We start from the raw sequence: 26,260 nt of genomic DNA on the forward strand, positions 1-26,260 counted from the left end.
TCGGGCGAGGAGCGGTCTCAGTGCAGCGCTGGCGTGGCTTGGAGGACATCCCCCAGGACTGGGGGCGCAGCGTCGTCACCATCGGCTCGTACGACGGCGTGCACCGCGGGCACCAGCTCATCATCGGGCGGGCCGTGCGGCGGGCCCGGGAACTGGGCGTGCCGTCGGTCGTCGTCACCTTCGACCCGCACCCCAGCGAAGTCGTCCGCCCCGGCAGCCATCCGCCGCTGCTCGCCCCGCACCACCGGCGGGCCGAACTGATGGCGGAACTGGGCGTGGACGCACAGCTGATCCTCCCCTTCACCAGCGAATTCTCGAAGCTGTCGCCCGCCGACTTCATCGTGAAGGTGCTGGTCGACAAGTTGCACGCGCTGGCGGTCATCGAGGGCCCCAATTTCCGCTTCGGCCACAAGGCCGCCGGGAACGTCGGCTTCCTCGCCGAGCTGGGCGGGACGTACGACTACGAGGTCGACGTCGTGGACCTCTCGGTGAGCGGCGAGGCGGGCGGCGGCGAGCCGTTCTCCTCGACCCTGACCCGCCGCCTCGTCGCCGAGGGCGACATGACGGGCGCCGCCGAGATCCTCGGCCGTCCGCACCGCGTCGAGGGCGTGGTGGTGCGGGGCGCGCAGCGCGGCCGGGAGCTCGGCTTCCCCACGGCGAACGTGGAGACGCTGCCGCACACCGCGATCCCGGTCGACGGGGTGTACGCGGGCTGGCTCACCGCGGACGGCGAGCGGATGCCCGCGGCGATCTCGGTCGGCAGCAACCCGCAGTTCGACGGCACGGAGCGCACGGTCGAGGCGTACGCGATCGACCGCGTCGGCCTCGACCTGTACGGGATGCATGTCGCCGTCGACTTCCTCGCGTACGTACGCGGCATGGAGAAGTTCGAGTCGATCGACGCGCTGCTGGTGGCCATGGCGGACGACGTGAAGCGTTGCACCGCCCTGATCGAGGCGTACGAGGCGCGCTGACCGGGCCTGTCCGGCCGTGGGCAGAGGGGTGTGGGCCGAGAGGCGTGGGCTCAGCGCTCAGGCCTGCGCGGCCACCAGCATGTCCCCGGCGGTCGTGCGGTAGTAGAGCACCGACCGTCCGGCCCGCCGTCTGAGCACCAGCCCGGCGTCCAGCAGCACTTTCAGATGGCGCCCCACGGACCCCAGCCCCTGCCCGGACAGCGCCACCAGCTGGGTCGTGCTCTTCGGCGCGTCGAGCAGCACGAGGACCCCCGCCCGGCCGGTGCCCAGCAGCCTGCCGAGCGCGCCGGGATCCGCCCTCCGGTCGGGCTCCGCCAGCTGGCCCACGCACGGGTAGGCCGCGGAGAACCGGTGCGGCTTGTCCCAGGAGACCCAGCCGGTGCGTCCGCTCGCCGGGACGAAGAGCAGCTGCGCGCCCGAGACCTCCAGCGGCGGATTGACGTAGTGGTTGATCTGCAGCCTGCCCTCGCCCAGCCAGCGCATCCCCGGCCGGATGCCCTCCAGCGCTGCGGCCCAGCCGCCCGTGGTCAGCAGCCGGGTGCGCGCCAGGATGTCGGCCTCGAAGAGACGCTTGCGCCGCGGCCAGTACGGGAGCACCGTCCGGGTCCACACCCACTCCAGGAGGTCGGCCGCGCGCTCCGGCAGATCGTTCCGGTACAGCGCGGCGGGCAGCTGGCCGCCCACCCCCATGGCCAGGTCGTAGCGGGCCTCGGACGGTGCGGTGGCGCGGATCACCGCCAGTTCGTCGTGGAATTCCGCGCCGTCGGGCGGCGGCGCGGGCACCAGGAAGTCCGCGATCCAGTGCGGACGCAGGGCCGTCCGCACCAGGAGCCGGGTGACCGGATCCGCCTCCAGCAGCTCCTGGTAGGCGGGCCGGTGCGCGGCCAGCCAGTGCTGCTCGCCGGGGTGCGCGGCCAGCCCGGAGTCCAGCGTGACCAGACAGGCGAAAGCCTCCGTGAGCTGTGAGATCACGAACCGGCTGCGCGCCAGTGTGTCCGCGTCGAGCACCCACAGCCCCATGTTTCGCCTCCCCGCGAAACATTATCCGCGCAGGGAGGCGCCTGTTCAGAATCCAGCGCATGCGCACCTACCGACACCTGTTCAGGGCACCGGAGTTCACCCCGCTCTTCACCGCCGTCTCGCTCTTCGTCGCGGCGTCGACCGTCAGCGGGATCGCACTGGCCTCGCTGGTCTACTCGGCGACCCGTTCGCCGCTGCTCTCCGCGCTGAGCATGTTCGGCGGCTCCTTCGCGCAGGTGGTCGGCGCCGTCGCACTGCTCTCCGCGGCCGACCGGCTGCCGCCCAGGGCGGCGATGACCGGCCTGGCGCTGACCGCCGGCGCCGGCACCGCCGTGCTCGCCGTTCCGGAACTGCCGATCCAGGGCACCTTCGTGGTCCTGTTCGGCCTCGGCCTGGCCGGCTCGGTGGGCGGCGGGGTGCGCTACGGGCTGCTCGCCGAGATCCTCCCCAAGGAGGCGTACGTACTGGGGCGTTCGGCCCTGAACATGTCGGTGGGGATCATGCAGATCGCCGGGTTCGCGGTCGGCGGAGCGCTCGTCACGGCCCTGTCGCCGCGCGGCACGCTGCTGGTCGCCGCCGCACTCGATCTGCTCGGGGCCCTCGTCGCGCTCATCGGACTGCGGACCCGCGCGGCCCGCTCGGCGGGCAACCCCGGCAGGGGCCCGGTCCGGGAGACCTGGCGGGTCAACACCGTGCTCTGGTCGTCCGCGCCGCGCCGGTACGTCTATCTCGCCCTGTGGGTGCCCAACGGTCTGATCGTCGGCTGCGAGGCGGTCTTCGTGCCGTACTCGCCCCGGCACGCGGGGCTGCTGCTCGCGGTGGCGGCGTTCGGGATGCTGGCCGGGGACGTGACGGTCGGCCGGATCGTGCCACCGGGGTGGCGGGCCCGGCTCGCCACCCCGCTGCGCCTGTTGCTCGCCGCGCCCTACCTGGTCTTCGCGCTCCGTCCCGCCCTGTGGGTCGCGGTGGCCGCCGTCGTACTGGCCTCCGTCGGCTACTCCGCGAGCCTGGTGCTGATGGAACGCCTGGTGGAGCTGGTCCCGGACGACGTGCAGGGCCAGGCCCTGGGCCTGCACACCGCGGGGATGCTCACGCTCCAGGGCGTCGGGGCGGCGCTGGCGGGCGCCCTGGCCCAGCACACGTCGGCCGCGACGGCGATGACGGTGATGGCCCTCGCCTCCGTCGTGGTCTCCCTCGCGCTGACGCCCGGACTGCGCGTCCGGGGCGCCGGGCCCGTGACACCGGTGGGAACGGCTCCCTGACGCGCCGCTCCCACTCCACCGGCCGGACAGGTCCTAAGCCGCCGGGACCGTCCCCGTGGGTTTCCGTGCCGTCGCCCAGTGGCACGCCACCTGGCTCTCCCCGCCGCTCGCCAGCACCGGCAGTTCCTTCGTACGGCAGGCGTCGGCCACCCCCGCGCGCTCCGCCTCGCCCGAGGCGAGAATGTGGCAGCGGGCGTGGAACCGGCAGCCGGACGGCACCCGGGACGGGTCCGGCGGCTCCCCCGTGAGGATCACCGGATCGGTCCCCGCGTCCGGCATGACCGACAACAGCGCCTGGGTGTAAGGGTGTTGGGGCGCGGTCAGGATCTGGTCCACCTCACCCGTCTCGACGATCCGGCCGAGGTACATCACGGCGACCCGGTCGGCGATGTTCCAGGCCAGGCCCAGATCGTGGGTGACGATCAGCGCGGAGAGCCCCAGTTCGTCCCGCAGTCGCAGCAGCAGCGCCAGTATCTCCCCGCGTACGGAGGCGTCCAGGGAGGCCACCGGTTCGTCGGCCACGACGAGTTCGGGTTCCAGTACCAGCGCACCCGCGATCACCACCCGCTGGCGCTGGCCGCCCGAGAGCTCGTGCGGATACCGCAGGAAGAACCGCTCGGGGGGCCGCAGCCCGGCCCGGGACAGCGCCTCGGCCACCGCGGCCCGCTCGTCGCCCTGGTACCGGTGTATTCGCAGCCCCTCGGCCACCGCCTCGTACACGGTGTGCCGGGGGTTGAGCGAACCGCTGGGGTCCTGGAGCACCAGCTGCACCCGCTTGCGGTACGCCTTGAGCGCGCGGGACGAGTGGTCGAGCGGTTCACCGCCGAAGGTGACCTCGCCGGACGTCGGCCTGACGAGCCCCAGCAGCGCCCGCGCGAGAGTCGTCTTGCCGCATCCCGACTCGCCGACCAGCGCGACGATCTCACCGGGCCGGATGTCGAGATCCACCCCGTCGACGGCGCGGGCGGGCGCGGCACCGCGACGGCCGGGGAAGGTCACCTTCAGTCCGGCCGTGCTGAGCAGGGGAGTGGTGGTCATGACGTACTCCTTGCTTCCTCGGTGCCGTGCTGCGCGGGCGTACCGGCCCCGGGCTCCACGAGCAGACAGGCCGCCTGCCGGCCCGGGCCCGCGTCCCGCAGCGCCTGGTCCCGGGTCGCGCACGCGTCCACGGCCACCGTGCAGCGCGGGTGGAACGTACAGCCCGCGGGCAGCGAAGCCGGGTCCGGCGGATCCCCCGGCAGGCCGCGCGGAGCCCGCCGGGAAGCCGGGTCGCCGATCCGCGGGAACGCGCCGGACAGCGCCCGGCTGTACGGATGCGCGGCGGCGGTGAAGACCTCCTGGGCAGGGCCCTCCTCGACGACCCGGCCCGCGTACATCACGGCCAGCCGGTCGCAGGTGTCGGCGAGCACCGCCAGGTCATGGCTGATCATCAGCAGGCTGATGTCCTGGTCCGCCACCAACTGCTCGATCAGCCGCAGGATCTGGGCCTGGATCATCACGTCGAGCGCGGTGGTCGGCTCATCGGCGACGATCACCTGGGGACCGCAGGCCAGCGCCATCGCGATCATCACGCGCTGCCGCTGCCCGCCGGAGAGCTCGTGCGGGTAGGCGTTCGCCCGGCCCGCGGGCAGACCGACCTGCTCCAGCAGCTCGCAGGCACGCTTGCGAGCGGCGGCCGGGGACGCCTGGTGGTGGACGAGCAGCGGCTCGGCTATCTGGTCGCCGATCCGGTGCACCGCGTTGAGGGAGTGCATCGCGCCCTGGAAGACGATCGAAGCACCCGCCCACCGCACGGCCCGCAGCCGGCCCCACTTCATGGTGAGGACGTCCTCGCCGTCGAGCAGGATCTCGCCGCTCAGCGTGGCCGACGCGGGCAGCAGCCGGAGCAGGGCCAGCGCCAGCGTCGACTTCCCGCACCCCGACTCACCGGCGATCCCGAGCTTCTGCCCGGAACCCACGGTCAGGTCCACCCCGCGTACGGCAGGGACGGCGGCGGCCCCCGACCCGTAGGTCACCCGGAGGTCCTTGATTTCGAGGAGGCTCAACGGGCCACCCCCAGCTTCGGGTTGAGCACGGCCTCGACGGCACGGCCGCAGAGGGTGAAGGAGAGCGCGACGAGCGCGATGGCGATGCCGGGCGGCGCCAGGTACCACCAGTGCCCGGACGAGACCGCGCCGGCCTCGCGGGCGTCCTGGAGCATGCCGCCCCAGGAGATGACCGTCGGATCGCCGAGGCCGAGGAAGGCCAGCGTCGCTTCGGTGAGGATGGCGCCGGAGATGCCGAGGGTGGTCTGGGCGAGCACCAGCGGCACGACGTTGGGCAGGACGTGCCGGGACATCACATGCCCGTGACCGCCGCCCAGCGCCCTGGCCCGTTCGATGTAGGGACGCGACTCGACGGCGATGGTCTGGGCCCGGACCAGCCGGGCCGTCGTCGGCCAGCTGGTGACACCGATCGCCAGGATCACCGTCCACACGGAGTGGTCGAGCACGGTCGCGAGCACGATCGCCAGCACCAGGGTCGGCATCACCAGGAACCAGTCGGTGATCCGCATCAGCACCGTCGCGAACCAGCCGCCGAAGTGCCCGGCGATGATCCCCACCAGGGTGCCGATCGCCACCGACAGCGCGGCGGCCAGCAGCCCCACGGTCAGCGAGATCCGCGCCCCCCACACCAGCAGACCGAGCAGCGAACGCCCGAACTGGTCGGTGCCCAGCGGGAATTCACCGCTGGGTGCCTCCAGGGCCGTACCGGGGGCCTTGGTCACGCTCTGGACGTCACTACCGACCAGCAGCGGAGCGGTCAGGGCGATCAGCGCGATGAGCACCAGCCCCACCAGGCCGACGACACCGGCCCGGTGCGTGCGGTACTGCTGCCAGAAACGGGCCACGGAGTGTCGCCGCCGGGTCCAGGCCAGCGAGCCCGCGGTCGGATGTGCGGTCGTCATCGGCCCACCCTGGGATCGAGCAGCGGATAGAGCAGATCGGCGAGGAGATTCATCAGGATCATCGCGCCGGCGAAGACGACGAACAGCCCCTGCACCAACGGCAGATCGGGCACGCTCAGCGCCGAGTAGAAGAGGCCGCCGAGGCCGGGCCAGGAGAACACCGTCTCGACCAGGATCGAACCGGCCGCCACATGACCGAAGTTGATGAAGACCATGGTGACGGTGGGCAGCAGCGCGTTCGGCACCGCGTGGCGGCGGCGTACGAGATCGTCGCGCAGCCCCTTGGCCCGCGCCGTCGTCAGGTAGTCGCTGCCCATCTCGTCGAGCAGCGAGGAACGCATGACCAGCAGCGTCTGGGCGTATCCGACCGCGACGAGGGTGATGACGGGCAGCACCATGTGGTGCGCCACGTCGGCGACGTAGGCGAACCCGTGCAGACCGCCCGACTCCATCCCGCCGGTCGGGAACATCCCCGGGATCGGGCCGATGCCCACCGAGAAGACGATGATCAGCAGCAGCCCGAGCCAGAAGGCCGGCACCGACCACAGGGTGAGCGCCACCCCTGTGCTGATCTTGTCGCCGATCCCGCCGTGGCCCCACGCGGAACGGGTGCCGAGCCAGAGGCCGAGAGCGGAGTAGACCACCACGGCCACCCCGGTGAGCAGCAGGGTCGCGGGCAGTTTCTGCGCGATCAGCTCGCCGACGGGCGCGTGGAACTGGTACGAGGTGCCCAGGTCGCCGCTGAGCGCCTTGGTGCAGTACTCGGTGAACTGCTGCCACAGCGGCAGGTCCAGTCCCAACTGCTTGCGCAGCTGGTTGAGTTGGCCCTGGGTGACCGGGTGGCCGTGTGTCATCGTGCGGACCGGGTCGCCCGGGATGATCCGGAACAGGAAGAAGCTGGTGACCAGCACGGCGAGCAGGGAGACGGCCGCGCCGCCCAGTTTGCCCGCCACGTACAGCAGATACGCGGTCGCGTTACGGGTGCGGGGGCCGGACGGCCCGGTCCTGACCGGGACCGGGCCGTCGGCCGCACCCTCCGCGAGCGAAGTGGTGCTTGCAGCGCTCATGGGTTATTCACGGTCTTCCGCGGTGGAACGGCGGCGCAGGGCGACGAAGCCTCCGAGCCCGATGACGACGACGACGGCGACGATCCCGATGACGAGACCGGTCGACGAGCCCGACGACGAGGAGGAGGACCCGTCGCTGCTCGTCGGGACGGCCGACCACCAGCTCCAGTAGCCGTCCTGGCCCCAGATGTTCCCCGCGGCCGACGGCATCGTCTCGATCGACTTGATCTGGTCGGTGCGGTACGCCTCGACCGCGTTCGGGTACGCCATGACATTCATGTACCCGGTGTCGTACAGCCGTGACTCCATCTGCTTGACGAGATCGGCTCGCTTGACCGGGTCGTACTCGGCGGCCTGCTCGGCGTACAGCGCGTCGAACTGCTTGTCGCAGATGAAGTTGTCGGTGGCCCCGGTGCTCTTGGGGGTGCTCGGCAGTGCGGCGCAGGTGTGGATGGAGAGGACGTAGTCCGGGTCGGGGTTGACCGAGTAGCCGTCGAAGGCCAGGTCGTACTCGCCCGCCAGCCAGGGGTCGGAGACGTTGTCGAGGCAGTCGACCTTGAGGCCGATGCCGAGTTTGCCCCACCACTCCTGCATGTACTTGCCGATGGCCTTGTCGTTCGGGTCGGTGGCGTGGCACAGCAGCCGGAAGCTGAGCGGCTTGCCGTCCTCGCCGACGCGCTTGCCGTCACCGTTCTTCTTGTAGCCCGCCTGGTCGAGGAGGCTCGCGGCCCTGGCCGGGTCGTACGCGATCTTCTGGTCGGCGGCGGGCTTCCAGAAGTAGTCGCTGAAACGCGGCGGGATGTATCCGGCGCCCTCGACGGCGTGGCCCTGGAAGACCTTGTCGATGATGGTCCTGGTGTCGGTGGCGGCGAACAGCGCCTGGCGCACCCGCTGGTCGAGCAGCGCCGGGTTGCCGTCGCCGATCTTCTTGCCGTCCTTGGCCTTGGCCCCCGGGTTGGTGGCGAGCGCGTAGAAGCGCCGGCCCGGAGCGTCGTTGACCTTGATGTTCTTCTCGGTCTTCAGCGCTGCCGTCTGGGCCGGGGTGAGGCCCGAGACGAAGGAGACCTCGCCCTTCTGCAGGGCCGCGACGGCCGCGTCGTTGTCCTTGTAGTACTTGAAGTCCAGCTCGTCGAACTTCGGGGCGCCGCGCCAGAACTTCTTGTTCGGCTTGAACTTCAGGTACTGGTCGACCTTGTAGTCGGTGAGGATGAACGGCCCGTTGCCGACGACCGGGAGCTGCTTGTCGTTGTTGAACTTCGAGAAGTCCCCGACCTTCTCCCAGACATGCTTCGGCACGATCGGCACATCGAGCGCGGTCATCGTGGCCTGCGGCTTCTTCAGCTGCACGATCAGCGTCCGCGGGTCCGGGGCGGTGACCTTCTTGAAGTTCGAGGTGAAGCTCCCGTTGGCGGTGGCCGCTGCCTCGTCCGTCATCATCTTGTTGAACGTCCAGGCGGCGTCGTCCGCGGTGGCCTGCTCGCCGTCCGACCACGTGGAGTTCTTGCGGATGGTGAAGGTCCAGGTGAGCTTGTCCGCCGACGACTTCCACGCGGTGGCGAGCCCGGGGACGGTGTGGCCGTCCTTGACGTCGTAGTTGGTCAAGTAGTCGTACATCAGGCGCAGCGCGGTGGTGGAGACCAGGCGCGTGGCGAGGAACGGACTCATGGAGTCGACGCTCTGGTTGACGGCTACGGTGAGGACCTTCTTGCCGCCGGACCCGGAACCTGCCTTGGCCTCGGCGGCGTGGGCCTGCTGCGGGACCGGGTTCAGCGGGGTCGCGGCCCCGGCCACCAGGGCGAACGCGGTGACACCCGTGGCCAGGAGCAGACGGGAACGGGATCGGTGTCGGGATATGCCGGTCGGAACTCTTCTGTCCATGGGGCGTTGACCTCGCGTCAGGGTGAATCATGGAGTCGCCAGCTGGTGAAGCGAAGGTTTATCAGCGGTGCTCCAAAGGTGTCAACGGTCCTCCAGACACGGCCTGGTCTGCGTAAATGGCTGAAGGCCCACACCGTTACCGCCGGTGTGGGCCTTCAGTGGTCTATACCCTTATCGCCTTACTGCTGAGGGGCCGGCGGCTGCTGCCAGCCTTGCTGCTGCGGGGGATAGGGCTGCTGCGGAGGCTGCTGACCACCGTACGGCTGCTGCGGCTGCGACCCTTGCGGATACTGCGGATACGGCTGTGGGGGATGCGGCTGCTGAGGGCTCTGAGGTGCCTGCGGTCCGTGAGGGCTCTGCGGCCCCTGAGGTGCCTGCGGAGCGTACGGCTGTTGCTGCTGGCCCGGCATCGGCGGCGCCATGTGCGGCGGCGCCCCCTGACCGTTGCCGGTCCACAACCCCTGTGCCTGCTGGGCACGTTGGAAGTCCTCCGCGACCAGGGCGGAGAGATTGAAGTACGCCTCCCGGGTCTTCGGCCGCATCATGTCGAGGTCGACCTCGGCGCCCGCCGACAGATGCTCGTCGAACGGCACGACGACGACCGCGCGGCAGCGGGTCTCGAAGTGCTGCACGATGTCGTCGACCTTGATCATCTTGCCGGTCTCGCGAACCCCGGAGATGACGGTGAGCGAGCGCTGCACGAGTTCCGCGTAGCCGTGCGCGGAGAGCCAGTCGAGCGTGGTGCTCGCGCTGGACGCACCGTCCACGGACGGGGTGGAGATGATGATGAGCTGGTCGGCGAGATCGAGTACGCCCCGCATCGCGCTGTAGAGGAGCCCCGTACCCGAGTCGGTCAGGATGATCGGGTACTGCTTGCCCAGGACGTCGATCGCGCGCCGGTAGTCCTCGTCGTTGAACGTCGTGGAGACCGCGGGGTCCACGTCGTTGGCGATGATCTCCAGACCGGAGGGCGCCTGGGAGGTGAACCGGCGGATGTCCATGTACGAGTTCAGGTACGGGATCGCCTGGACCAGGTCACGGATGGTCGCCCCGGTCTCACGGCGCACCCGACGGCCGAGGGTTCCGGCATCCGGGTTCGCGTCGATCGCCAGGATCTTGTCCTGCCGCTCGGTGGCGAGCGTGGCACCCAGCGCGGTCGTCGTCGTGGTCTTGCCGACGCCGCCCTTGAGGCTGATGACGGCGATCCGGTAGCAGGACAGCACCGGCGTACGGATGAGTTCGAGCTTGCGCTGCCGCTCGGCCTCCTCCTTCTTCCCGCCGAGCTTGAAGCGGGACGCGCCCGCCGGGCCGCTGCGACTGCTCCTCGCCTTCTGCTTGTTGCGGATCAGCCGGTCGGAGGAGAGCTCGACGGCCGCCGTGTACCCGAGAGGCGCGCCGGGAACGGAACGCTCCCGCTGATCGTGCGCGACGGGCTGCGGCCAGGCGGCGCCGGTACGCGGGTCGACCGGCGCGCCGGGCTGCTGCTGCTGATGCTGCGGCGGGGGCGGCTGGTTGGGGTCCTGGGGCTGCTGGGCCTGCGGTTGCGGCTGCGGAGCGTGCGGTTGCTGCTGGGGTACGGCGGGTGCGGCCGGAACCGGTGCCGGCTGCGGGAATCCGTATCCCGCCTGGGGAGCCTGTCCCTGAGGGCCCTGTCCCTGAGGGCCCTGTCCCTGAGGACCCTGTCCCTGAGGTGCTTGTCCCTGGGGTGCCTGCTGCGCGGGCGGCTGCTGGAAGCCGTACCCGCCCTGCGGCGGCTGGGGTGCCTGGTGAGGGAGGGGCTGTGGCTGGGGCTGCTGCGGGAACCCGTAGCCACTGGTCGGCGGGGGCACTTGGGGCGCCTGGGGCTGGTGGGGTACGGCGGGCGGCAGCGGATTCGGTGTCGGCTGGGGGAATCCGTAGCCCGCGTGCTCTTGCGGCGGCTGGGGCTGCTGCGGGATGGGCGCCGAGGGCTGCGGGAATCCGTAACCCGCCTGGGGTGCCTGCTGCTGCGGCACCTGGGGCTGGTGTGCCTGGGGCGGAGTGGGCTGCGGGAATCCGTACCCGTCCGACGGACCCGGAGCCCCGGCCGCCTGTTGCGCGGGCCAGGACGGCGGCGCCGTCGGAGAGCCCAGCGGAGGGGCCTGAGGCGGCTGCGACTGCTGTTGCTGCGGGTGAGGCTGGTAGGGCTGGGACTGATCTGCGGTCGGCGCACTCATCGGCCACTGCGGCGCCGGGGCCGGCGTCGCGGGCTGGAACGCGGGCGGCAGCGGCGGCAGTTCGTTCTGCGGGGGCGCCGACGGCGTGGGCGACCAGGGCTGGGCCGGTGCGGGCGGAGCGTCCTGCGGCTCCGGCGCGGGCCGTACCTCCTGCGGTACCGCATCCGTGATCGGCCCGGTGGGCACAGCGTCGAAGGGCTCGAAGGGCTCGACGGGCTCAGCGGATCCGGCGACCGGTGCGGTCTCCGCGCTGCTCTCCACGGCGGCCTCGGCCTCGGGCACCGCCGGAGCCGGCTCGTCCTCGACGTCCGGGTGCGGAGCGGACGTCCGCGAAGCACCCGAAGCACCCGCCGTACCTGCGGCATCCGCGGCGACCGAGGCGTCGAACGCGGCGGAGATCTCAGCGAACGCATCGGACAGACTCGTGCGGGGAGGACGCTCCACCGCTTCGGCAGCGGGCGCGGGGGGCTCCACGGGGGCGCTTTCCGGTCCGGAGCGCGCCGGCGCGACGGCCTGCTCCCGCGCTGCCTTGGCTGCCGCTTCGAGCTTCTCGAACTCCCGCTTCAGCGCGGAGGGCGAGAACTTCATGGTCGCGCCGCTCTCCAACTCCCCACCACCGAACGCCTCGCCGGCCTTCTCGGGAACGGGCTCGGGCTCAGGATCAGCCGCAGGTTCCGGTTCCGGCTCCGGTTCCGGCTCCGCCTCCGGCGCAACCTCGGCCACAGGAGCGCCATCCACATCGCCATCCACATCGGCTTCGGAAGCGGTCTCGGGCTCAGGCCCGGACGCAGCCCCGGACCCACGTTCGGGTTCCGGCGTCGCAGTGAACTCGGGGTCGGCCGCCGCCTCCTGCGCGACGGGCGGCGGCGTGGGAGCCCAGTTCGGCTGGAACCCACCGGTCAACGGCAGACCCGGTACGGCTGCGGGACCCCCGACCGGCGGCGCGGGCTCCGACGGCCGAACCGGCTGAACCGGCGGTGCGGGCGGCGCGGGTGAAGGTGTCACGGGCGCGGGCGGCGGAGGGGTCGGTGCCGACTCCTGGGCCTGGGCCTGCGCCTCGGACGCATTCTGCGTGTACCAGGCGGGCGGGGTGTAGTCGATGGTGAACTCACCCGACTCGGCGGGATCCGCGTCGGACTGGTCGTCCACGGGTGAGTTCGTTCCCCCGCGAATCTCGTCCCGATCGCTGTTCACAATGCCTCCCGCTGGTGTGGCCGTGCACCCTCGTGCCGTAGTGGTGGGGCGACCGTTGTCGTCCGAACCGCCTGGCTCTCCCCGTAGGACGCGTACGACCCGCTCACGGGTTCTGACGTGCGCCCGGTCCCAGCCTAATCACCAATCGCACCGGCACGGCATGGCGGAGCACCCCGGGAGTAGTGACCTATCCGTCAGGACCCGCCCAAAGGAGCCTCTGCTACGCCGTATCACCTGAGGCAAAACGGAGGGAAGGCGTCAAAAGCCTTCCAAAATCGGTCTGTCACCCTTTTCGGGAGAGGAACTCAACGATCGGGTCTCGGCCGGAGACGTTCACGGCCGGAACACCCCGGCCGTGAGCCCCGCCGGGACGTGGACTGCTCCTGGCGGCGGACGGCTACTCCGACGCGTTCGCGAGCCCGCCGTTGTGCGGAGCCGGCTCCAGGTCGAATTCCCCGTCCCGCGCGCCGAGTACGAACGCCCGCCACTCCGCTTCCGTGTACCGCAGCACCGTGTCGGGATCGATCGACGACCTCATGGCCACCGCCCCGTCCGGCAAGTACGCGATCTCGACCCGCTCCTCGTGCTCCGAGGTGCCGGGCGCGCTCTTCCACTCGACACCGGAGATGTCGAGGGCGTAGAGCTCCTCCTTCTCGCGTTCCTTGCGTGCCTTGTCGCTTGCGTCAGCCATGGCGCGATGGTTCCTTCCGAGGTGCGAACGAGCTCCCCTCCCACCTTACTTGGGGAGCCCGGCCCGCTCACGGCTTCGGAAGGAGACCCCGTACGGACGGCCCACCGGTGACGGGAGGGTCACCGGATGAGCATCGTGACCGCGGTGCAGGTTCCGCCCGCGGCGCCCACGGCCATGACGGCGACCGCCATGCAACGCCTCTGGAGCTGCTGGTAGCGCGCCGTGTACTCGTCCCGCAGCTCGGCGATGCGGGCCGTGATCCGCAGCAGCGCGTCCCGTGAGGCGGCCATCCGGTCCGCGGCGTAGACCCGCTCCACGTCCTCGCGCTGCGCGGTCGTCAGCCACGGCAACTGCGCGACGAAGTCGGAGGCCCGGCGCCGGGCCTCCTCGACCTCCGCATTCCACAGGAGGTACCCCTCGATCCGCATCAGACCCCGCGCACTGTCCCTGTCGGTGTCCGCCCCTTCTCGCCCGCTCCGGGGTGTGGGCGTCACCGCCGCTCGTCCTCGCCCGCCACGGCCGCCGTGCTCTTGTGGTGGTTCTGGGCCACGTCCAGAGCCGCGATGTGCGGATAGTGCAGGTCGAACGCCGGGGACTCGGAACGGATCCGCGGCAGAGTGACGAAGTTGTGCCGGGGCGGCGGGCAGGACGTCGCCCATTCGAGGGAACGCCCGTAGCCCCATGGGTCGTCGACCTCGATCTTCTTCCCGTACTTGGCGGTCTTCCAGACGTTGTAGAAGAACGGCAGGAGTGACAGGCCCAGCAGGAAGGAGCTGATGGTCGAGATCGTGTTGAGCGTGGTGAAGCCGTCAGCGGCGAGATAGTCGGCGTACCGGCGCGGCATGCCCTCGACACCCAGCCAGTGCTGCACCAGGAACGTGCCGTGGAAGCCCACGAACAGCGTCCAGAAGGTCATCTTGCCCAACCGCTCGTCCAGCATCTTGCCGGTGAACTTCGGCCACCAGAAGTGGAATCCCGCGAACATCGCGAACACCACGGTGCCGAAGACGACGTAGTGGAAGTGCGCGACGACGAAGTACGAGTCGGAGACGTGGAAGTCCATCGGCGGCGAAGCCAGGATCACACCGGTCAGACCACCGAAGAGAAACGTCACCAGGAAGCCGATCGACCACAGCATCGGCGTCTCGAAGGACAGCGAGCCCGTCCACATCGTGCCGATCCAGTTGAAGAACTTCACGCCGGTCGGCACCGCGATCAGGAAGGTCATGAAGGAGAAGAACGGCAGCAGCACACCGCCGGTGACGTACATGTGGTGCGCCCACACCGTCACCGAGAGACCGGCGATCGAAATCGTGGCGGCGACCAGGCCGATGTACCCGAAGATCGGTTTGCGGCTGAAGACCGGGATGATCTCGGACACGATCCCGAAGAACGGCAGCGCGATGATGTACACCTCGGGATGGCCGAAGAACCAGAAGAGGTGCTGCCAGAGCAGCGCCCCGCCGTTCGCCGCCTCGAAGACACGCGAGCCGAACTTGCGGTCCGCCTCCAGGACGAGCAGCGCCGCGGCGAGGACCGGGAAGGCCAGCAGCACCAGTACGGCGGTCAGCAGGGCGTTCCACACGAAGATCGGCATCCGGAACATCGTCATGCCGGGCGCGCGCATGCAGACGATCGTGGTGATGAAGTTGACCGAACCGAGGATCGTGCCGAAGCCCTGGAGCGCCAGCCCCATGATCCACAGGTCGCCGCCGACCCCGGGCGAATGAACCGTGTCGGTCAGCGGGGAGTAGGCGAACCAGCCGAAGTCGGCCGCGCCGTTCGGGGTGAGGAAGCCGCCCATCACGATGAGCGCGCCGAAGAGGTACAGCCAGTACGCGAACATGTTCAGCCGCGGGAACGCCACATCGGGCGCGCCGATCTGCAACGGCATGATCCAGTTGGTGAACCCGATGAACAGCGGCGTCGCGAACATCAGCAGCATGATCGTGCCGTGAATCGTGAACGCCTGGTTGAACTGCTCGTTCGACACGATCTGCGTGCCCGGCCGGGCCAGCTCGGCCCGCATCACGAGGGCCATCACCCCGCCGATGCAGAAAAAGGCGAACGAGGTGCACAGGTACATGGTCCCGATCGTCTTATGATCGGTGGTGCTGGCCCAGCTCGCCAGAATGCTGCCGGGGCGCCTCTTGCGTACCGGCACCTCGTCCTCGTAGGAGTCGTCCGCCTCGGCCGGTCCCTCGTCGGTACTCGTCGTCACTGCGACGCCCCTTCTGCTGTCGTTGACCACGCCCGGACAGCACTGTGTGCCCGGAGCAGAAGAGGAGCATGACGCAGCTCACATCGCGGAGATCAGATCCCGGGGCCGTGCGGCGCGTCGCGTTACGCCGTTCAGGTACATGGAAAAGGCTGGTACGCTGTGTGACGGCCGCTTGTGTACGCGTCTCCGGGTTTTCCGGGGGCAGCGCCCAGCGGATCCCCGCCTCCCGAGTAACGGAAGCTCCCCAGAGTATTCGACCTGGGGCACTCGGTGGCCTGAAGACTCACGAGGAGTACGCGTGTCGCTCGACGCCGCTACGAAGAAGCAGATCATGACCGAGTTCGGCCAGAAGGAGGGCGACACCGGTTCCCCCGAGGTTCAGGTCGCCATGCTCTCCCGCCGTATCTCGGACCTGACCGAGCACCTCAAGATGCACAAGCACGACCACCACTCCCGCCGGGGTCTGCTGATCCTCGTCGGCCAGCGTCGCCGCCTTCTCCAGTACCTGGCCAAGAAGGACATCCAGCGCTTCCGTGCGCTGGTCGACCGCCTCGGCATCCGTCGCGGTGCGGCCGGCGGCGCCAAGTAAGAACGTTGTGCGAGGGAGCGGGCCCCATTTCCTGGGGACCGCTCCCTTTGCCGTACGTACGGCTTCCGTACGGACGACCGCTGTACGTGCGGAACCAGGACCAAGCTCAGTAATCTGGGTGTACAACGCAGTACCGAACGAGGGGAAGCGCGCTCACGCCGCCGCCGGTCCTCGGTAGTGGCCCCCGGGACATCACCCGGGTGCTTCGATCGAAGACCGGCCCCGCAATCAAGGCGCGCTTCTCCACACCGTTCCCCGCCACACGGGCAGGGGGACGAAAGACGACGAGTATGGAGAAAACGCTAGTGGAGAACGAGACCCACTACGCCGAGGCCGTTATCGACAACGGAACCTTCGGCACCCGCACCATCCGCTTCGAGACGGGCCGGCTGGCCAAGCAGGCCGCCGGTTCCGCCGTGGCGTACCTGGACGACGACACCATGGTGCTGTCGGCCACCACCGCTTCCAAGAAGCCCAAGGACAATCTCGACTTCTTCCCCCTCACGGTGGACGTCGAGGAGCGGCAGTACGCGGCCGGCAAGATCCCCGGCTCCTTCTTCCGCCGCGAGGGCCGGCCCTCCGAGGACGCGATCCTCACCTGCCGCCTGATCGACCGCCCGCTGCGCCCCTCCTTCAAGAAGGGCCTGCGCAACGAGATCCAGATCGTCGAGACGATCATGGCGCTCAACCCCGACCACCTGTACGACGTGGTCGCGATCAACGCCGCCTCCTGCTCCACGCAGCTGGCCGGCCTGCCCTTCTCCGGCCCGATCGGCGGCACCCGTGTCGCCCTGATCAAGGGCCAGTGGGTCGCCTTCCCGACGCACACCGAGCTCGAGGACGCCGTCTTCGACATGGTGGTCGCCGGTCGCGTCCTGGAGGACGGCGACGTCGCGATCATGATGGTCGAGGCCGAGGCCACCGAGAAGACCATCCAGCTCGTCAAGGACGGCGCCGAGGCCCCGACCGAAGAGGTCGTCGCCGCCGGTCTCGAAGCCGCGAAGCCCTTCATCAAGGCGCTCTGCAAGGCCCAGGCCGACCTCGCCGCCAAGGCTGCCAAGCCCACCGGCGAGTTCCCGGTCTTCCTCGACTACCAGGACGACGTCCTGGAGGCGCTCACCGCCGCGGTCCGCCCCGAGCTCGCCAAGGCGCTCACCATCGCCGGCAAGCAGGAGCGCGAGGCCGAGCTGGACCGCGTCAAGGAGATCGCCGTCGAGAAGCTGCTCCCGAAGTTCGAGGGCCGCGAGAAGGAGATCTCCGGCGCGTACCGCGCGCTGACCAAGTCCGTCGTGCGTGAGCGCGTCATCAAGGACAAGGTCCGCATCGACGGCCGTGGCGTCACGGACATCCGTACGCTCGCCGCCGAGGTCGAGGCCATCCCGCGCGTGCACGGCTCGGCGCTGTTCGAGCGTGGCGAGACCCAGATCCTGGGCGTCACCACCCTCAACATGCTCCGCATGGAGCAGCAGCTGGACACCCTCTCCCCGGTGACCCGCAAGCGCTACATGCACAACTACAACTTCCCGCCGTACTCCGTCGGTGAGACCGGCCGCGTGGGCTCGCCCAAGCGCCGCGAGATCGGCCACGGCGCGCTCGCCGAGCGCGCCATCGTGCCGGTGCTGCCGTCGCGCGAGGAGTTCCCCTACGCGATCCGTCAGGTCTCCGAGGCGCTGGGCTCCAACGGCTCGACGTCCATGGGCTCGGTCTGCGCCTCCACCATGTCCCTGCTGAACGCCGGTGTGCCCCTCAAGGCCGCCGTCGCCGGTATCGCCATGGGCCTCATCTCGCAGGAGATCGACGGCAAGACGCACTACGTCGCCCTCACCGACATCCTCGGTGCGGAGGACGCCTTCGGTGACATGGACTTCAAGGTCGCCGGTACGAAGCAGTTCGTGACCGCGCTCCAGCTCGACACCAAGCTCGACGGCATCCCCGCCTCGGTCCTGGCCGCCGCGCTGAAGCAGGCCCGTGACGCCCGCCTCCACATCCTCGATGTGATGAACGAGGCCATCGACGTCCCGGACGAGATGTCCCCGAACGCCCCGCGGATCATCACCGTCAAGATCCCGGTGGACAAGATCGGTGAGGTCATCGGCCCCAAGGGCAAGATGATCAACCAGATCCAGGAGGACACCGGCGCCGACATCACGATCGAGGACGACGGCACCATCTACATCGGTGCCCAGGCCGGCTCGCAGGCCGAGGCCGCGCGCGCCACGATCAACTCGATCGCCAACCCGACCATGCCGGAGGTCGGCGAGCGCTACCTGGGTACGGTCGTCAAGACCACCACCTTCGGTGCGTTCGTGTCGCTCATGCCGGGCAAGGACGGCCTGCTGCACATCTCGCAGATCCGCAAGCTCGCCGGTGGCAAGCGCGTGGAGAACGTCGAGGACGTGCTCGCGGTCGGTTCCAAGGTCCAGGTCGAGATCGGCGAGATCGACTCCCGCGGCAAGCTGTCCCTGGTCCCCGTGATCGAGGGCGAAGCCGACTCCGACAACACGGAGAAGAAGGACGACGCCGACAAGTGACGTCCCGTAGTTCCGTGACGACGGCCCGCACCTCCTCGGAGGCGCGGGCCGTCGCCCGTACCCCAGTGCTTCTCAAGGACGGAAAAGTGAGCAAAGGCGCAACGCAGAGCAGCGGCGCGGTCCGCAGGACCACCCTCCCGGGCGGCCTGCGCGTCGTCACCGAGACCCTGCCCTCCGTACGCTCCGTCACTTTCGGGATCTGGGCCAACGTCGGATCACGCGACGAGACCCCCACCCTGAACGGCGCGACGCACTACCTCGAACACCTCCTCTTCAAGGGCACGGCCAAGCGCAGCGCCCTCGACATCTCCGCCGGGATCGACGCGGTCGGCGGCGAGATGAACGCCTTCACGGCGAAGGAGTACACCTGCTACTACGCGCGGGTCCTCGACACCGACCTGCCGCTCGCCATCGACGTGGTCTGCGACATGCTGACCGGCTCGCTGATCACCGCCGAGGACGTCGAAGCCGAGCGCGGCGTCATCCTCGAAGAGATCGCGATGACCGAGGACGACCCGGGCGACGTCGTGCACGACCTCTTCGCACAGACGATGTTCGGCGACACCCCCCTCGGCCGCCCGGTGCTCGGCACGGTCGACACCGTCAACGGACTGGACCGCAGCCGGATAGCGCGCTTCTACAAGAAGCACTACGACCCGACGAACCTGGTCGTCGCGGCGGCGGGCAACATCGACCACGACACGGTCGTCACTCAGGTCCGCGAGGCGTTCGACCGGGCCGGCGCCCTGTCGCGCACCGACGCGGTCCCGGTCGCACCGCGCGGCGGCTCCCGGACCCTGCGCACCGCGGGCCGTGTCGAGCTGCTGAACCGCAAGACCGAACAGGCCCACATCGTCCTCGGCATGCCCGGCCTGGCCCGGACCGACGACCGCCGCTGGGCGCTCGGCGTCCTCAGCACCGCACTCGGCGGGGGCATGAGTTCACGCCTCTTCCAGGAGGTGCGGGAGAAGCGAGGCCTCGCCTACAGCGTGTACTCGTACACCTCGGGCTTCGCCGACTGCGGGCTCTTCGGCATCTACGCGGGCTGCCGCCCGAGCCAGGTCCACGACGTACTGAAGATCTGCCGCGACGGACTCGACCAGGCCGCGAACGAGGGCCTGACCGACGAGGAGATCCGCCGCGCGATCGGCCAGCTCTCGGGCTCCACGGTGCTCGGCCTGGAGGACACCGGCGCGCTGATGAACCGCATCGGCAAGAGCGAACTGTGCTGGGGCTCCCAGCTCTCGGTCGACGAGATGCTGGAGCGGATCGCGGCGGTCACCCCGGAGGAAGTCCGGGAGGTCGCCCACGACATCCTGGGACAGCGTCCCTCGCTGTCCGTCATCGGGCCGCTGAAGGACAAGCAGGCCGACCGCCTCCACGAAGCGGTCTCCTAACCACAAGGAAGAGCGAGCAATGAGCAACAAGCTGCGCGTGGCGGTTCTCGGCGCCGGGGGTCGCATCGGCTCCGAAGCGGTACGGGCCGTCGACGCCGCCGAAGACATGGAACTGGTCGCCGCCCTCGGGCGGAACGACGAGCTCGATGTACTCACCGCTTCCGGTGCACAGGTCGCCGTCGACCTGACCCACCCGGACTCGGTGATGGACAACCTGGAGTTCTGTGTACGCAACGGAATCCACGGCGTCGTCGGTACCACCGGCTGGACCGACGAGCGCCTCGCGCAGCTCCGCTCCTGGCTCGACGCATCCCCTTCGACGGGCGTTCTCATCGCCCCGAACTTCTCCATCGGTGCCGTGCTCACCATGACGTTCGCCCAGGCGGCGGCACGTTTCTTCGAGTCGGTCGAGGTCGTCGAGCTGCACCACCCGAACAAGGCCGACGCCCCGTCCGGCACCGCCCGGCGCACCGCACAGCTGATCGCGGCTGCCCGCGACAAGGCCGGCTGCGCTGCGCAGCCGGACGCGACGAGCACCGCACTGGACGGCGCCCGCGGCGCAGACGTCGACGGCGTACCGGTGCACTCCGTACGGCTGCGCGGCCTCCTGGCGCACCAGGAGGTGCTGCTCGGCGGCGAGGGCGAGACGCTCACCATCCGCCACGACTCCCTGCACCACAGCAGCTTCATGCCGGGCATCCTGCTCGGCGCGCGCCGCGTGGTGACCACCCCCGGCCTCACACTCGGCCTGGAACACTTCCTCGATCTGGGCTGACACACGATGCGCGCAAAGATCACTTACCTCGTCACGGCCGCCGTCCTGGTCTTCTACTTCGTCCTGGTCGGCAGCCGCGGCGTCCTGCTCATCCAGAACGGCACGCTCCTCACGGTCACCTTCGGCGTGGCCGTGCTGATCCTGCCGCTGATCGGCATCTGGTTCCTGTGGAAGAACACCCAGTTCGTGCAGCGGGCCAACCGGCTCGCCGCCGAACTGGACGCCGAAGGCGGCCTGCCGGTCGACGAGTTGGTGCGGACGCCCAGCGGTCGTATCGACCGTGACTCGGCCGACGCGGTCTTCACCCGCCGCAAGGAGGAGACCGAGGACAGCCCGGACGACTGGCGCTGCTGGTTCCGGCTCGCGATCGCCTACCAGGACGCCCGGGACACCCCGCGGGCCCGCAAGGCGATGCAGCGCGCCATCGCCCTGCACGCAGGCAGGCCCGTCAGCATCTGACGGGCCTGCGGGCGGTACTTCGTTCCCTCACGTACGCGCGTACTCCGCGCTCCACGCCTCGACGGTGTCCGCCGCCCGGTCGAAGGCCTCGTGACGTGACAGGAAGTCGGCGTTGTGGTCGGTGAGCAGCGGCGCCAACTGCGCACCACCCTGCTGCACGAGTACGAGAGCCTGGCCCTGCACGGTGCGCGGCAGCCCGAGCCAGCGGACCGGCTGCTGCACCGTGCGCACGGCCTGTGTCTTGTCCCACGGGACGGTATGCGTCATGAGGAAGCCCACACGACGCACTCCGTGCCTGCTCACCCAGGTGCCGACGCGCAGCAGTCGCAGTGCGCAGAGGACGACCACGAGGCCGAAGCCGAGACAGGCGGCGGCGCCCGGCAGCGCACCGGCGAAGGCAATGATCATCGCTGCCAGCAGGATGAACGAGGCGAGCAGCAGAAGCAGAGCTGCCGCCCCGACCCGCCAGGGTCCGGGGCGGTAGGGGCGGCGCCACAGGTCGTGGTCGTCGAACGGCAGCGCGACATCGTCGGCATTCTCGGCGGCTGCGTCAAACGCGCGGTCGGCCGTCAGGAAAGGCAGGGGCACGACTGATCCTCACTCACAAGCACGCTCGATTGGCTGTGCCCGGTGAGGCTACCGATGAGATCATCGTCGGACCACCTCAGGGGTCCGGACGAGTCAGTGTCCGTGCGACGCTTCGGACTGATGCGTCTGGCTGGGGGGCTGATCGGCGGCCAGGGCGGGCAGCCCGAACAGTACCGAGCCGACGAGACCGGCGACCACCGTGAGGCCGAGCAGGGTGCGCCCGGCGAACTGGGACTTGCTGGGACGCTGACGGGGCGGCGGCTCGACATTGCTTCGGAAGCGTTCGGCGTCAGCGACGAATGTGAAGGGTACGGCCTCTCGCCGGCGGAACATTTGGGGCACTTCTCCTTGGGTCACGCATCATCTGGTTCCACTGTGGTTCCACTGGTTCAGACGTCCGAAGTCGCCGATCGGTGCCCGATTTCCGGGAATGGGCAGAAGTTTTCTGCTGACGGTTCGTCCGACCCCGGCTGTCGGTGCTGCGCCGTAGAGTGGGCGCCGCCCGAGCGATGCAACTGGAAGGACCCCGCCGGTGAGTAGCACTCCCACCCCAGACCACAAGCCGAGCTTCCGCAGCGACGTCACCGTCGAACTGGTGAAGCACAGCGCGAGCGACTCCGACGTGCTGTGGGCGGCCCGAGTCTCCACGGCGGGTGAGCAGTCGCTGGAGGAGCTCCAGAAGGACCCCGAGCGCTCCAAGGGGCTCATCAACTACCTGATGCGGGACCGCCACGGCAGCCCCTTCGAGCACAACTCGATGACCTTCTTCATCAGCGCTCCGATCTTCGTCTTCCGTGAATTCATGCGGCACCGCGTCGGCTGGTCGTACAACGAGGAATCGGGCCGCTACCGTGAGCTGGAGCCGGTCTTCTACATCCCCGGCAAGGCCCGGAAGCTGGTCCAGCAGGGCCGCCCCGGCAAGTACGAGTTCGTCGAGGGCACCGAGGCCCAGCAGGAGCTCACCGGCCGCGCGATGGAGGACTCCTACCGGCAGGCGTACGACGCGTACCAGGAGATGCTGGCCGCCGGTGTGGCCCGCGAGGTGGCCCGTGCGGTCCTGCCCGTCGGCCTGTTCTCCTCGATGTACGCGACGTGCAATGCGCGCTCGCTGATGCACTTCCTCGGCCTGCGCACCCAGCACGAGATGGCGAAGGTGCCCTCGTTCCCGCAACGGGAGATCGAGATGGTCGGCGAGAAGATGGAAGAGCACTGGACGAAGCTCATGCCGCTCACCCATGAGGCCTTCAATGCCAACGGCCGGGTCGCCCCATAGGGCACAGATGTACGGTTGGGCCGCGCGAGGTGTCCGTATTGCACCGTTTGGTGAAGTTCATCTAGGCTGATCAAACGGACCCGGCACTGCTTGAACCCCCGAGCAGGCAGTGCCGGGCTCCGTAGCTCTCGTCCCCCGAGGGGACGGCACGTACTGAGCAGCGAGTAGCGTGGTACCCATGGCTCCGATCTCCACTTCGCAGACCCCCTTCGGGCGGGTCCTCACCGCCATGGTCACGCCCTTCACGGCGGACGGCGCGCTCGATATCGAAGGCGCGCAGCGACTCGCCACCCATCTGGTGGACGCCGGTAACGACGGCCTCGTCGTCAACGGCACCACGGGCGAGTCCCCGACCACCAGCGACGCGGAGAAAAACGACCTGGTACGGGCGGTGCGTGAGGCGGTCGGCGACCGCGCCCACGTGATCGCAGGTGTAGGTACCAACGACACCCGGCACAGCCTGGAGCTGGCCCGCGCCGCCGAGCGCGCGGGCGCCCACGGGCTGCTGGCTGTGACCCCGTACTACAACAAGCCGCCGCAGGAGGGCCTGCTCCGGCACTTCACCGCGATCGCCGATGCCACCGAGCTGCCGGTCATGCTCTACGACATCCCTGGCCGCAGCGGTGTCCCCATCAACACCGAGACGATCGTCCGGCTCGCCGAGCACCCGCGGATCGTCGCCAACAAGGACGCCAAGGGTGACCTCGGCCGCGCCAGCTGGGCCATCGCACGCAGTGGTCTGGCCTGGTACTCCGGCGACGACATGCTGAACCTCCCGCTGCTCTCGGTCGGCGCCTGCGGATTCGTCTCCGTCGTCGGCCACCTCGTCACCCCCGACCTGCGCGCCCTCCTGGAAGCGCACCTCGCGGGCGAGGTCGGGAAGGCGACCGAGATCCACCAGCAGCTGCTCCCGGTCTTCACCGGCATGTTCCGTACGCAGGGAGTGATCACCACCAAGGCGGCGCTCACCCTCCAGGGCCTGCCTGCCGGACCGCTGCGTCTGCCCATGGTGGAACTCACCCCTGAGGAAACGGCGCAGCTCAAGATCGATCTTGCCGCCGGCGGGGTAGAACTTTAAACACAGACTTCACAACTGAATACGCAAGATCACCCTGACAACAGCAAGTGCACGAATGTCATGCGCGCCACGTGCCCCAGGTACGTGGCGTGTGTGGTGAGGAGAGTCTTTTGAGTCATCCGCATCCCGAACTCGGCGCACCGCCGAAGCTTCCCAAGAACGGCCTGCGCGTCACGCCACTCGGCGGTCTTGGTGAGATCGGCCGGAACATGACGGTCTTCGAATACGGAGGCCGGCTGCTGATCGTCGACTGCGGCGTGCTCTTCCCCGAGGAGGAGCAGCCCGGTATCGACCTGATCCTGCCGGACTTCACCACGATCAAGGACCGCCTGGACGACATCGAGGGCATCGTGCTCACGCACGGCCACGAGGACCACATCGGTGGCGTGCCCTATCTGCTCCGTCTGAAGGCGGACATCCCGCTGATCGGCTCCAAGCTGACCCTCGCCCTGATCGAGGCGAAGCTCCAGGAGCACCGCATCCGCCCGTACACCCTCGAAGTCACCGAGGGCCAGCGCGAGCGCATCGGCGTCTTCGACTGCGAGTTCATCGCGGTCAACCACTCCATCCCGGACGCCCTCGCGGTCGCCATCCGTACCCCCGCGGGTATGGCTGTGGCCACGGGCGACTTCAAGATGGACCAGCTCCCGCTGGACGGTCGTCTCACCGACCTGCACGCTTTCGCCCGGCTGAGCGAAGAAGGCATCGACCTTCTCCTCTCCGACTCGACGAACGCGGAGGTCCCCGGCTTCGTCCCGCCCGAGCGCGACATCTCCAACGTCCTGCGCACGGTCTTCGCGAACGCTCAGAAGCGCATCATCGTGGCGAGTTTCGCCAGCCATGTGCACCGCATCCAGCAGATCCTCGACGCGGCGCACGAGTACGGACGCAGAGTGGCGTTCGTCGGCCGGTCGATGGTCAGGAACATGGGCATCGCCCGTGACCTGGGCTATCTGAAGGTCCCGGCGGGCCTGGTCGTCGACGTCAAGACGCTCGACGACCTTCCGGACCACGAGGTCGTACTGGTCTGTACGGGCTCGCAGGGCGAGCCGATGGCTGCCCTCTCCCGGATGGCCAACCGGGACCACCAGATCCGGATCGTCCAGGGCGACACGGTGATCCTGGCCTCGTCGCTCATCCCGGGCAACGAGAACGCGGTCTACCGGGTGATCAACGGCCTGACCCGCTGGGGCGCCAACGTCATCCACAAGGGCAATGCCAAGGTCCACGTCTCGGGCCACGCCTCGGCCGGCGAGCTGTTGTACTTCTACAACATCTGCAGGCCGAAGAACCTGATGCCGGTGCACGGCGAATGGCGCCACCTCCGTGCGAACGCGGAACTCGGTGCGATGACAGGGGTCCCCAAGGACCACATCGTCATCGCCGAGGACGGCGTCGTCGTCGACCTGGTGGACGGCAAGGCGAGGATCGTCGGCAAGGTCCAGGCGGGCTATGTGTACGTCGACGGCCTCTCGGTCGGCGACGTCACGGAGACCTCGCTCAAGGACCGTCGCATCCTCGGCGACGAGGGCATCATTTCTGTCTTCATCGTGGTCGACAGCTCCAGCGGCAAGATCGTGGGCGGTCCCCACATCCAGGCCAGGGGCTCGGGTATCGACGACGCGGCGTTCAGTGCCGTCGTGCCGAGGATCGAGGACGCCCTCAACAAGTCGGCCCAGGACGGCGTGCTGGAGCCCCACCAGCTCCAGCAGCTGATCCGCCGCACGGTGGGCAAGTGGGTCTCCGACGCCTACCGCCGGCGCCCGATGATTCTTCCCGTCGTCGTCGAGGTCTGACGCGCCGTCCGGAGCGGGGCTCCCCGATTTGCATCGGGGAGCCCCGCTCCAGTACGTTTACGGCTCCACCTGAGCGGGAAGCAGGCGCACTCGTGCGCCAGGGCCAACCAAAATCGGGTGGGGAATTCCGACTCAGAATCTCTGATAAAGTCGGAATCGCCGGAAAGGGAAACGCGAAAGCGAAGAACTGGAAAGCGAACCCCGGCCGACCGGGAATCGGACACGAAAGAGTCTGATAGAGTCGGAAACGCAAGACCGAAGGGAAAAGCCCGGAGGAAAGCCGCGGAGAGTGTTCGGCGGTGAGTACAAAGGAAGCGTCCGTTCC

General features: G+C 69.2%; 22 protein-coding genes. 10 read left to right on the plus strand and 12 right to left on the minus strand.

Annotated elements, in window-relative coordinates; translation table 11 throughout:
- Positions 1-20: 20 nt before the first annotated feature.
- A complete protein-coding gene (locus OG709_RS27055; RefSeq protein WP_250297444.1) occupies positions 21-974 on the plus strand; it encodes a bifunctional riboflavin kinase/FAD synthetase in 954 nt (317 codons plus the stop codon).
- 57 nt (positions 975-1,031) lie between these two features.
- On the opposite strand, the gene OG709_RS27060 is transcribed toward OG709_RS27055, so the two are convergent.
- A complete protein-coding gene (locus tag OG709_RS27060; RefSeq protein WP_329167892.1) occupies positions 1,032-1,994 on the minus strand; it encodes a helix-turn-helix domain-containing protein in 963 nt (320 codons plus the stop codon).
- A 59-nt stretch (positions 1,995-2,053) separates the two neighbouring features.
- On the opposite strand from OG709_RS27060, the gene OG709_RS27065 reads away from it, so the two are divergent.
- On the plus strand, positions 2,054-3,256 hold the full coding sequence (locus OG709_RS27065) for an MFS transporter (protein ID WP_250297442.1): 1,203 nt from the start codon (positions 2,054-2,056) through the stop codon (positions 3,254-3,256).
- Between the two features lie 33 nt (positions 3,257-3,289).
- Here OG709_RS27065 and OG709_RS27070 read toward each other — a convergent pair whose 3' ends face one another.
- The 9 genes from OG709_RS27070 to ctaD all read right to left on the minus strand — a co-directional run bounded on the left by OG709_RS27070 (position 3,290) and on the right by ctaD (position 15,449).
- Entirely contained in the window at positions 3,290-4,294 is a 1,005-nt protein-coding gene (locus OG709_RS27070) for an ABC transporter ATP-binding protein (RefSeq protein ID WP_329167894.1), read from the minus strand.
- On the minus strand, positions 4,291-5,301 hold the full coding sequence (locus OG709_RS27075; protein ID WP_250297440.1) for an ABC transporter ATP-binding protein: 1,011 nt from the start codon (positions 5,299-5,301) through the stop codon (positions 4,291-4,293). The genes OG709_RS27070 and OG709_RS27075 overlap by 4 nt, the downstream gene beginning before the upstream one ends.
- On the minus strand, positions 5,298-6,203 hold the full coding sequence (locus OG709_RS27080; protein ID WP_266640480.1) for an ABC transporter permease: 906 nt from the start codon (positions 6,201-6,203) through the stop codon (positions 5,298-5,300). The genes OG709_RS27075 and OG709_RS27080 overlap by 4 nt, the downstream gene beginning before the upstream one ends.
- A complete protein-coding gene (locus OG709_RS27085) occupies positions 6,200-7,270 on the minus strand; it encodes an ABC transporter permease (RefSeq protein WP_250297438.1) in 1,071 nt (356 codons plus the stop codon). The genes OG709_RS27080 and OG709_RS27085 overlap by 4 nt, the downstream gene beginning before the upstream one ends.
- 3 nt (positions 7,271-7,273) lie before the next feature.
- Positions 7,274-9,148, minus strand: a complete 1,875-nt coding sequence (locus tag OG709_RS27090; RefSeq protein WP_329167896.1) for an ABC transporter substrate-binding protein — start codon at positions 9,146-9,148, stop codon at positions 7,274-7,276.
- A 179-nt stretch (positions 9,149-9,327) separates the two neighbouring features.
- Positions 9,328-12,537 carry an SCO5717 family growth-regulating ATPase gene (locus OG709_RS27095; RefSeq protein WP_329167898.1) on the minus strand — a complete coding sequence of 1,070 codons (3,210 nt, stop codon included), beginning with the start codon at positions 12,535-12,537 and terminating at the stop codon, positions 9,328-9,330.
- 397 nt (positions 12,538-12,934) lie between these two features.
- Complete coding sequence (locus OG709_RS27100; RefSeq protein WP_250297435.1) at positions 12,935-13,228, minus strand: DUF397 domain-containing protein; 294 nt, start codon at positions 13,226-13,228, stop codon at positions 12,935-12,937.
- Between the two features lie 119 nt (positions 13,229-13,347).
- Positions 13,348-13,656 carry a hypothetical protein gene (locus OG709_RS27105; RefSeq protein ID WP_266644859.1) on the minus strand — a complete coding sequence of 103 codons (309 nt, stop codon included), beginning with the start codon at positions 13,654-13,656 and terminating at the stop codon, positions 13,348-13,350.
- A gap of 62 nt (positions 13,657-13,718) precedes the next feature.
- On the minus strand, positions 13,719-15,449 hold the full coding sequence (ctaD, locus tag OG709_RS27110) for an aa3-type cytochrome oxidase subunit I (RefSeq protein WP_250297434.1): 1,731 nt from the start codon (positions 15,447-15,449) through the stop codon (positions 13,719-13,721).
- Between the two features lie 298 nt (positions 15,450-15,747).
- Between ctaD and rpsO the strand changes: the two genes are divergently transcribed.
- The 5 genes from rpsO (at position 15,748) to OG709_RS27135 (ending at position 21,200) form a co-directional block, all read left to right on the plus strand.
- The gene (gene rpsO, locus OG709_RS27115; RefSeq protein ID WP_250297433.1) at positions 15,748-16,038 is read left to right on the plus strand and encodes a 30S ribosomal protein S15; all 291 of its coding nucleotides are present in this window, start codon (positions 15,748-15,750) and stop codon (positions 16,036-16,038) included.
- Between the two features lie 305 nt (positions 16,039-16,343).
- On the plus strand, positions 16,344-18,569 hold the full coding sequence (locus tag OG709_RS27120) for a polyribonucleotide nucleotidyltransferase (protein ID WP_250297605.1): 2,226 nt from the start codon (positions 16,344-16,346) through the stop codon (positions 18,567-18,569).
- Positions 18,566-19,966 (plus strand): M16 family metallopeptidase, encoded by a 1,401-nt coding sequence (locus OG709_RS27125; protein ID WP_250297432.1) that lies wholly within the window; start codon positions 18,566-18,568, stop codon positions 19,964-19,966. Before OG709_RS27120 ends, OG709_RS27125 begins: the two co-directional genes overlap by 4 nt.
- Before the next feature lie 19 nt (positions 19,967-19,985).
- Complete coding sequence (dapB, locus tag OG709_RS27130; protein WP_250297431.1) at positions 19,986-20,741, plus strand: 4-hydroxy-tetrahydrodipicolinate reductase; 756 nt, start codon at positions 19,986-19,988, stop codon at positions 20,739-20,741.
- 6 nt (positions 20,742-20,747) lie between these two features.
- Entirely contained in the window at positions 20,748-21,200 is a 453-nt protein-coding gene (locus tag OG709_RS27135; protein WP_250297430.1) for a tetratricopeptide repeat protein, read from the plus strand.
- A gap of 27 nt (positions 21,201-21,227) precedes the next feature.
- On the opposite strand, the gene OG709_RS27140 is transcribed toward OG709_RS27135, so the two are convergent.
- Together OG709_RS27140 and OG709_RS27145 are read right to left on the minus strand one after the other, a co-directional pair.
- Positions 21,228-21,788 (minus strand): hypothetical protein, encoded by a 561-nt coding sequence (locus tag OG709_RS27140; RefSeq protein ID WP_250297429.1) that lies wholly within the window; start codon positions 21,786-21,788, stop codon positions 21,228-21,230.
- A 93-nt stretch (positions 21,789-21,881) separates the two neighbouring features.
- Positions 21,882-22,121 carry a hypothetical protein gene (locus OG709_RS27145; RefSeq protein WP_250297428.1) on the minus strand — a complete coding sequence of 80 codons (240 nt, stop codon included), beginning with the start codon at positions 22,119-22,121 and terminating at the stop codon, positions 21,882-21,884.
- A 199-nt stretch (positions 22,122-22,320) separates the two neighbouring features.
- On the opposite strand from OG709_RS27145, the gene thyX reads away from it, so the two are divergent.
- The 3 genes from thyX to OG709_RS27160 all read left to right on the plus strand — a co-directional run bounded on the left by thyX (position 22,321) and on the right by OG709_RS27160 (position 25,935).
- Positions 22,321-23,061 (plus strand): FAD-dependent thymidylate synthase, encoded by a 741-nt coding sequence (gene thyX, locus OG709_RS27150; RefSeq protein WP_329167901.1) that lies wholly within the window; start codon positions 22,321-22,323, stop codon positions 23,059-23,061.
- Positions 23,062-23,239: 178 nt separating this feature from the next.
- Complete coding sequence (gene dapA / locus OG709_RS27155) at positions 23,240-24,139, plus strand: 4-hydroxy-tetrahydrodipicolinate synthase (protein ID WP_250297426.1); 900 nt, start codon at positions 23,240-23,242, stop codon at positions 24,137-24,139.
- A 110-nt stretch (positions 24,140-24,249) separates the two neighbouring features.
- Positions 24,250-25,935, plus strand: coding sequence for a ribonuclease J (locus OG709_RS27160; RefSeq protein ID WP_250297425.1), 1,686 nt, complete (start codon positions 24,250-24,252; stop codon positions 25,933-25,935).
- Positions 25,936-26,260: the final 325 nt, after the last annotated feature.

This window comes from Streptomyces sp. NBC_01267 (genome assembly GCF_036241575.1).
GTDB lineage: Bacteria > Actinomycetota > Actinomycetes > Streptomycetales > Streptomycetaceae > Streptomyces.

What these genes read in the sequence shown, in the direction of transcription:
- OG709_RS27065 (WP_250297442.1), top strand. Translation starts at nt 2,054, where the DNA reads ATGCGCACCTACCGACACCTGTTCAGGGCACCGGAGTTCACCCCGCTC.
- OG709_RS27105 (WP_266644859.1), bottom strand. Translation starts at nt 13,656, where the DNA reads ATGCGGATCGAGGGGTACCTCCTGTGGAATGCGGAGGTCGAGGAGGCC.
- OG709_RS27090 (WP_329167896.1), bottom strand. Translation starts at nt 9,148, where the DNA reads ATGGACAGAAGAGTTCCGACCGGCATATCCCGACACCGATCCCGTTCC.
- OG709_RS27060 (WP_329167892.1), bottom strand. Translation starts at nt 1,994, where the DNA reads ATGGGGCTGTGGGTGCTCGACGCGGACACACTGGCGCGCAGCCGGTTC.
- OG709_RS27145 (WP_250297428.1), bottom strand. Translation starts at nt 22,121, where the DNA reads ATGTTCCGCCGGCGAGAGGCCGTACCCTTCACATTCGTCGCTGACGCC.
- OG709_RS27080 (WP_266640480.1), bottom strand. Translation starts at nt 6,203, where the DNA reads ATGACGACCGCACATCCGACCGCGGGCTCGCTGGCCTGGACCCGGCGG.
- OG709_RS27085 (WP_250297438.1), bottom strand. Translation starts at nt 7,270, where the DNA reads ATGAGCGCTGCAAGCACCACTTCGCTCGCGGAGGGTGCGGCCGACGGC.
- OG709_RS27070 (WP_329167894.1), bottom strand. Translation starts at nt 4,294, where the DNA reads ATGACCACCACTCCCCTGCTCAGCACGGCCGGACTGAAGGTGACCTTC.
- dapA (WP_250297426.1), top strand. Translation starts at nt 23,240, where the DNA reads ATGGCTCCGATCTCCACTTCGCAGACCCCCTTCGGGCGGGTCCTCACC.
- OG709_RS27135 (WP_250297430.1), top strand. Translation starts at nt 20,748, where the DNA reads ATGCGCGCAAAGATCACTTACCTCGTCACGGCCGCCGTCCTGGTCTTC.
- OG709_RS27100 (WP_250297435.1), bottom strand. Translation starts at nt 13,228, where the DNA reads ATGGCTGACGCAAGCGACAAGGCACGCAAGGAACGCGAGAAGGAGGAG.
- dapB (WP_250297431.1), top strand. Translation starts at nt 19,986, where the DNA reads ATGAGCAACAAGCTGCGCGTGGCGGTTCTCGGCGCCGGGGGTCGCATC.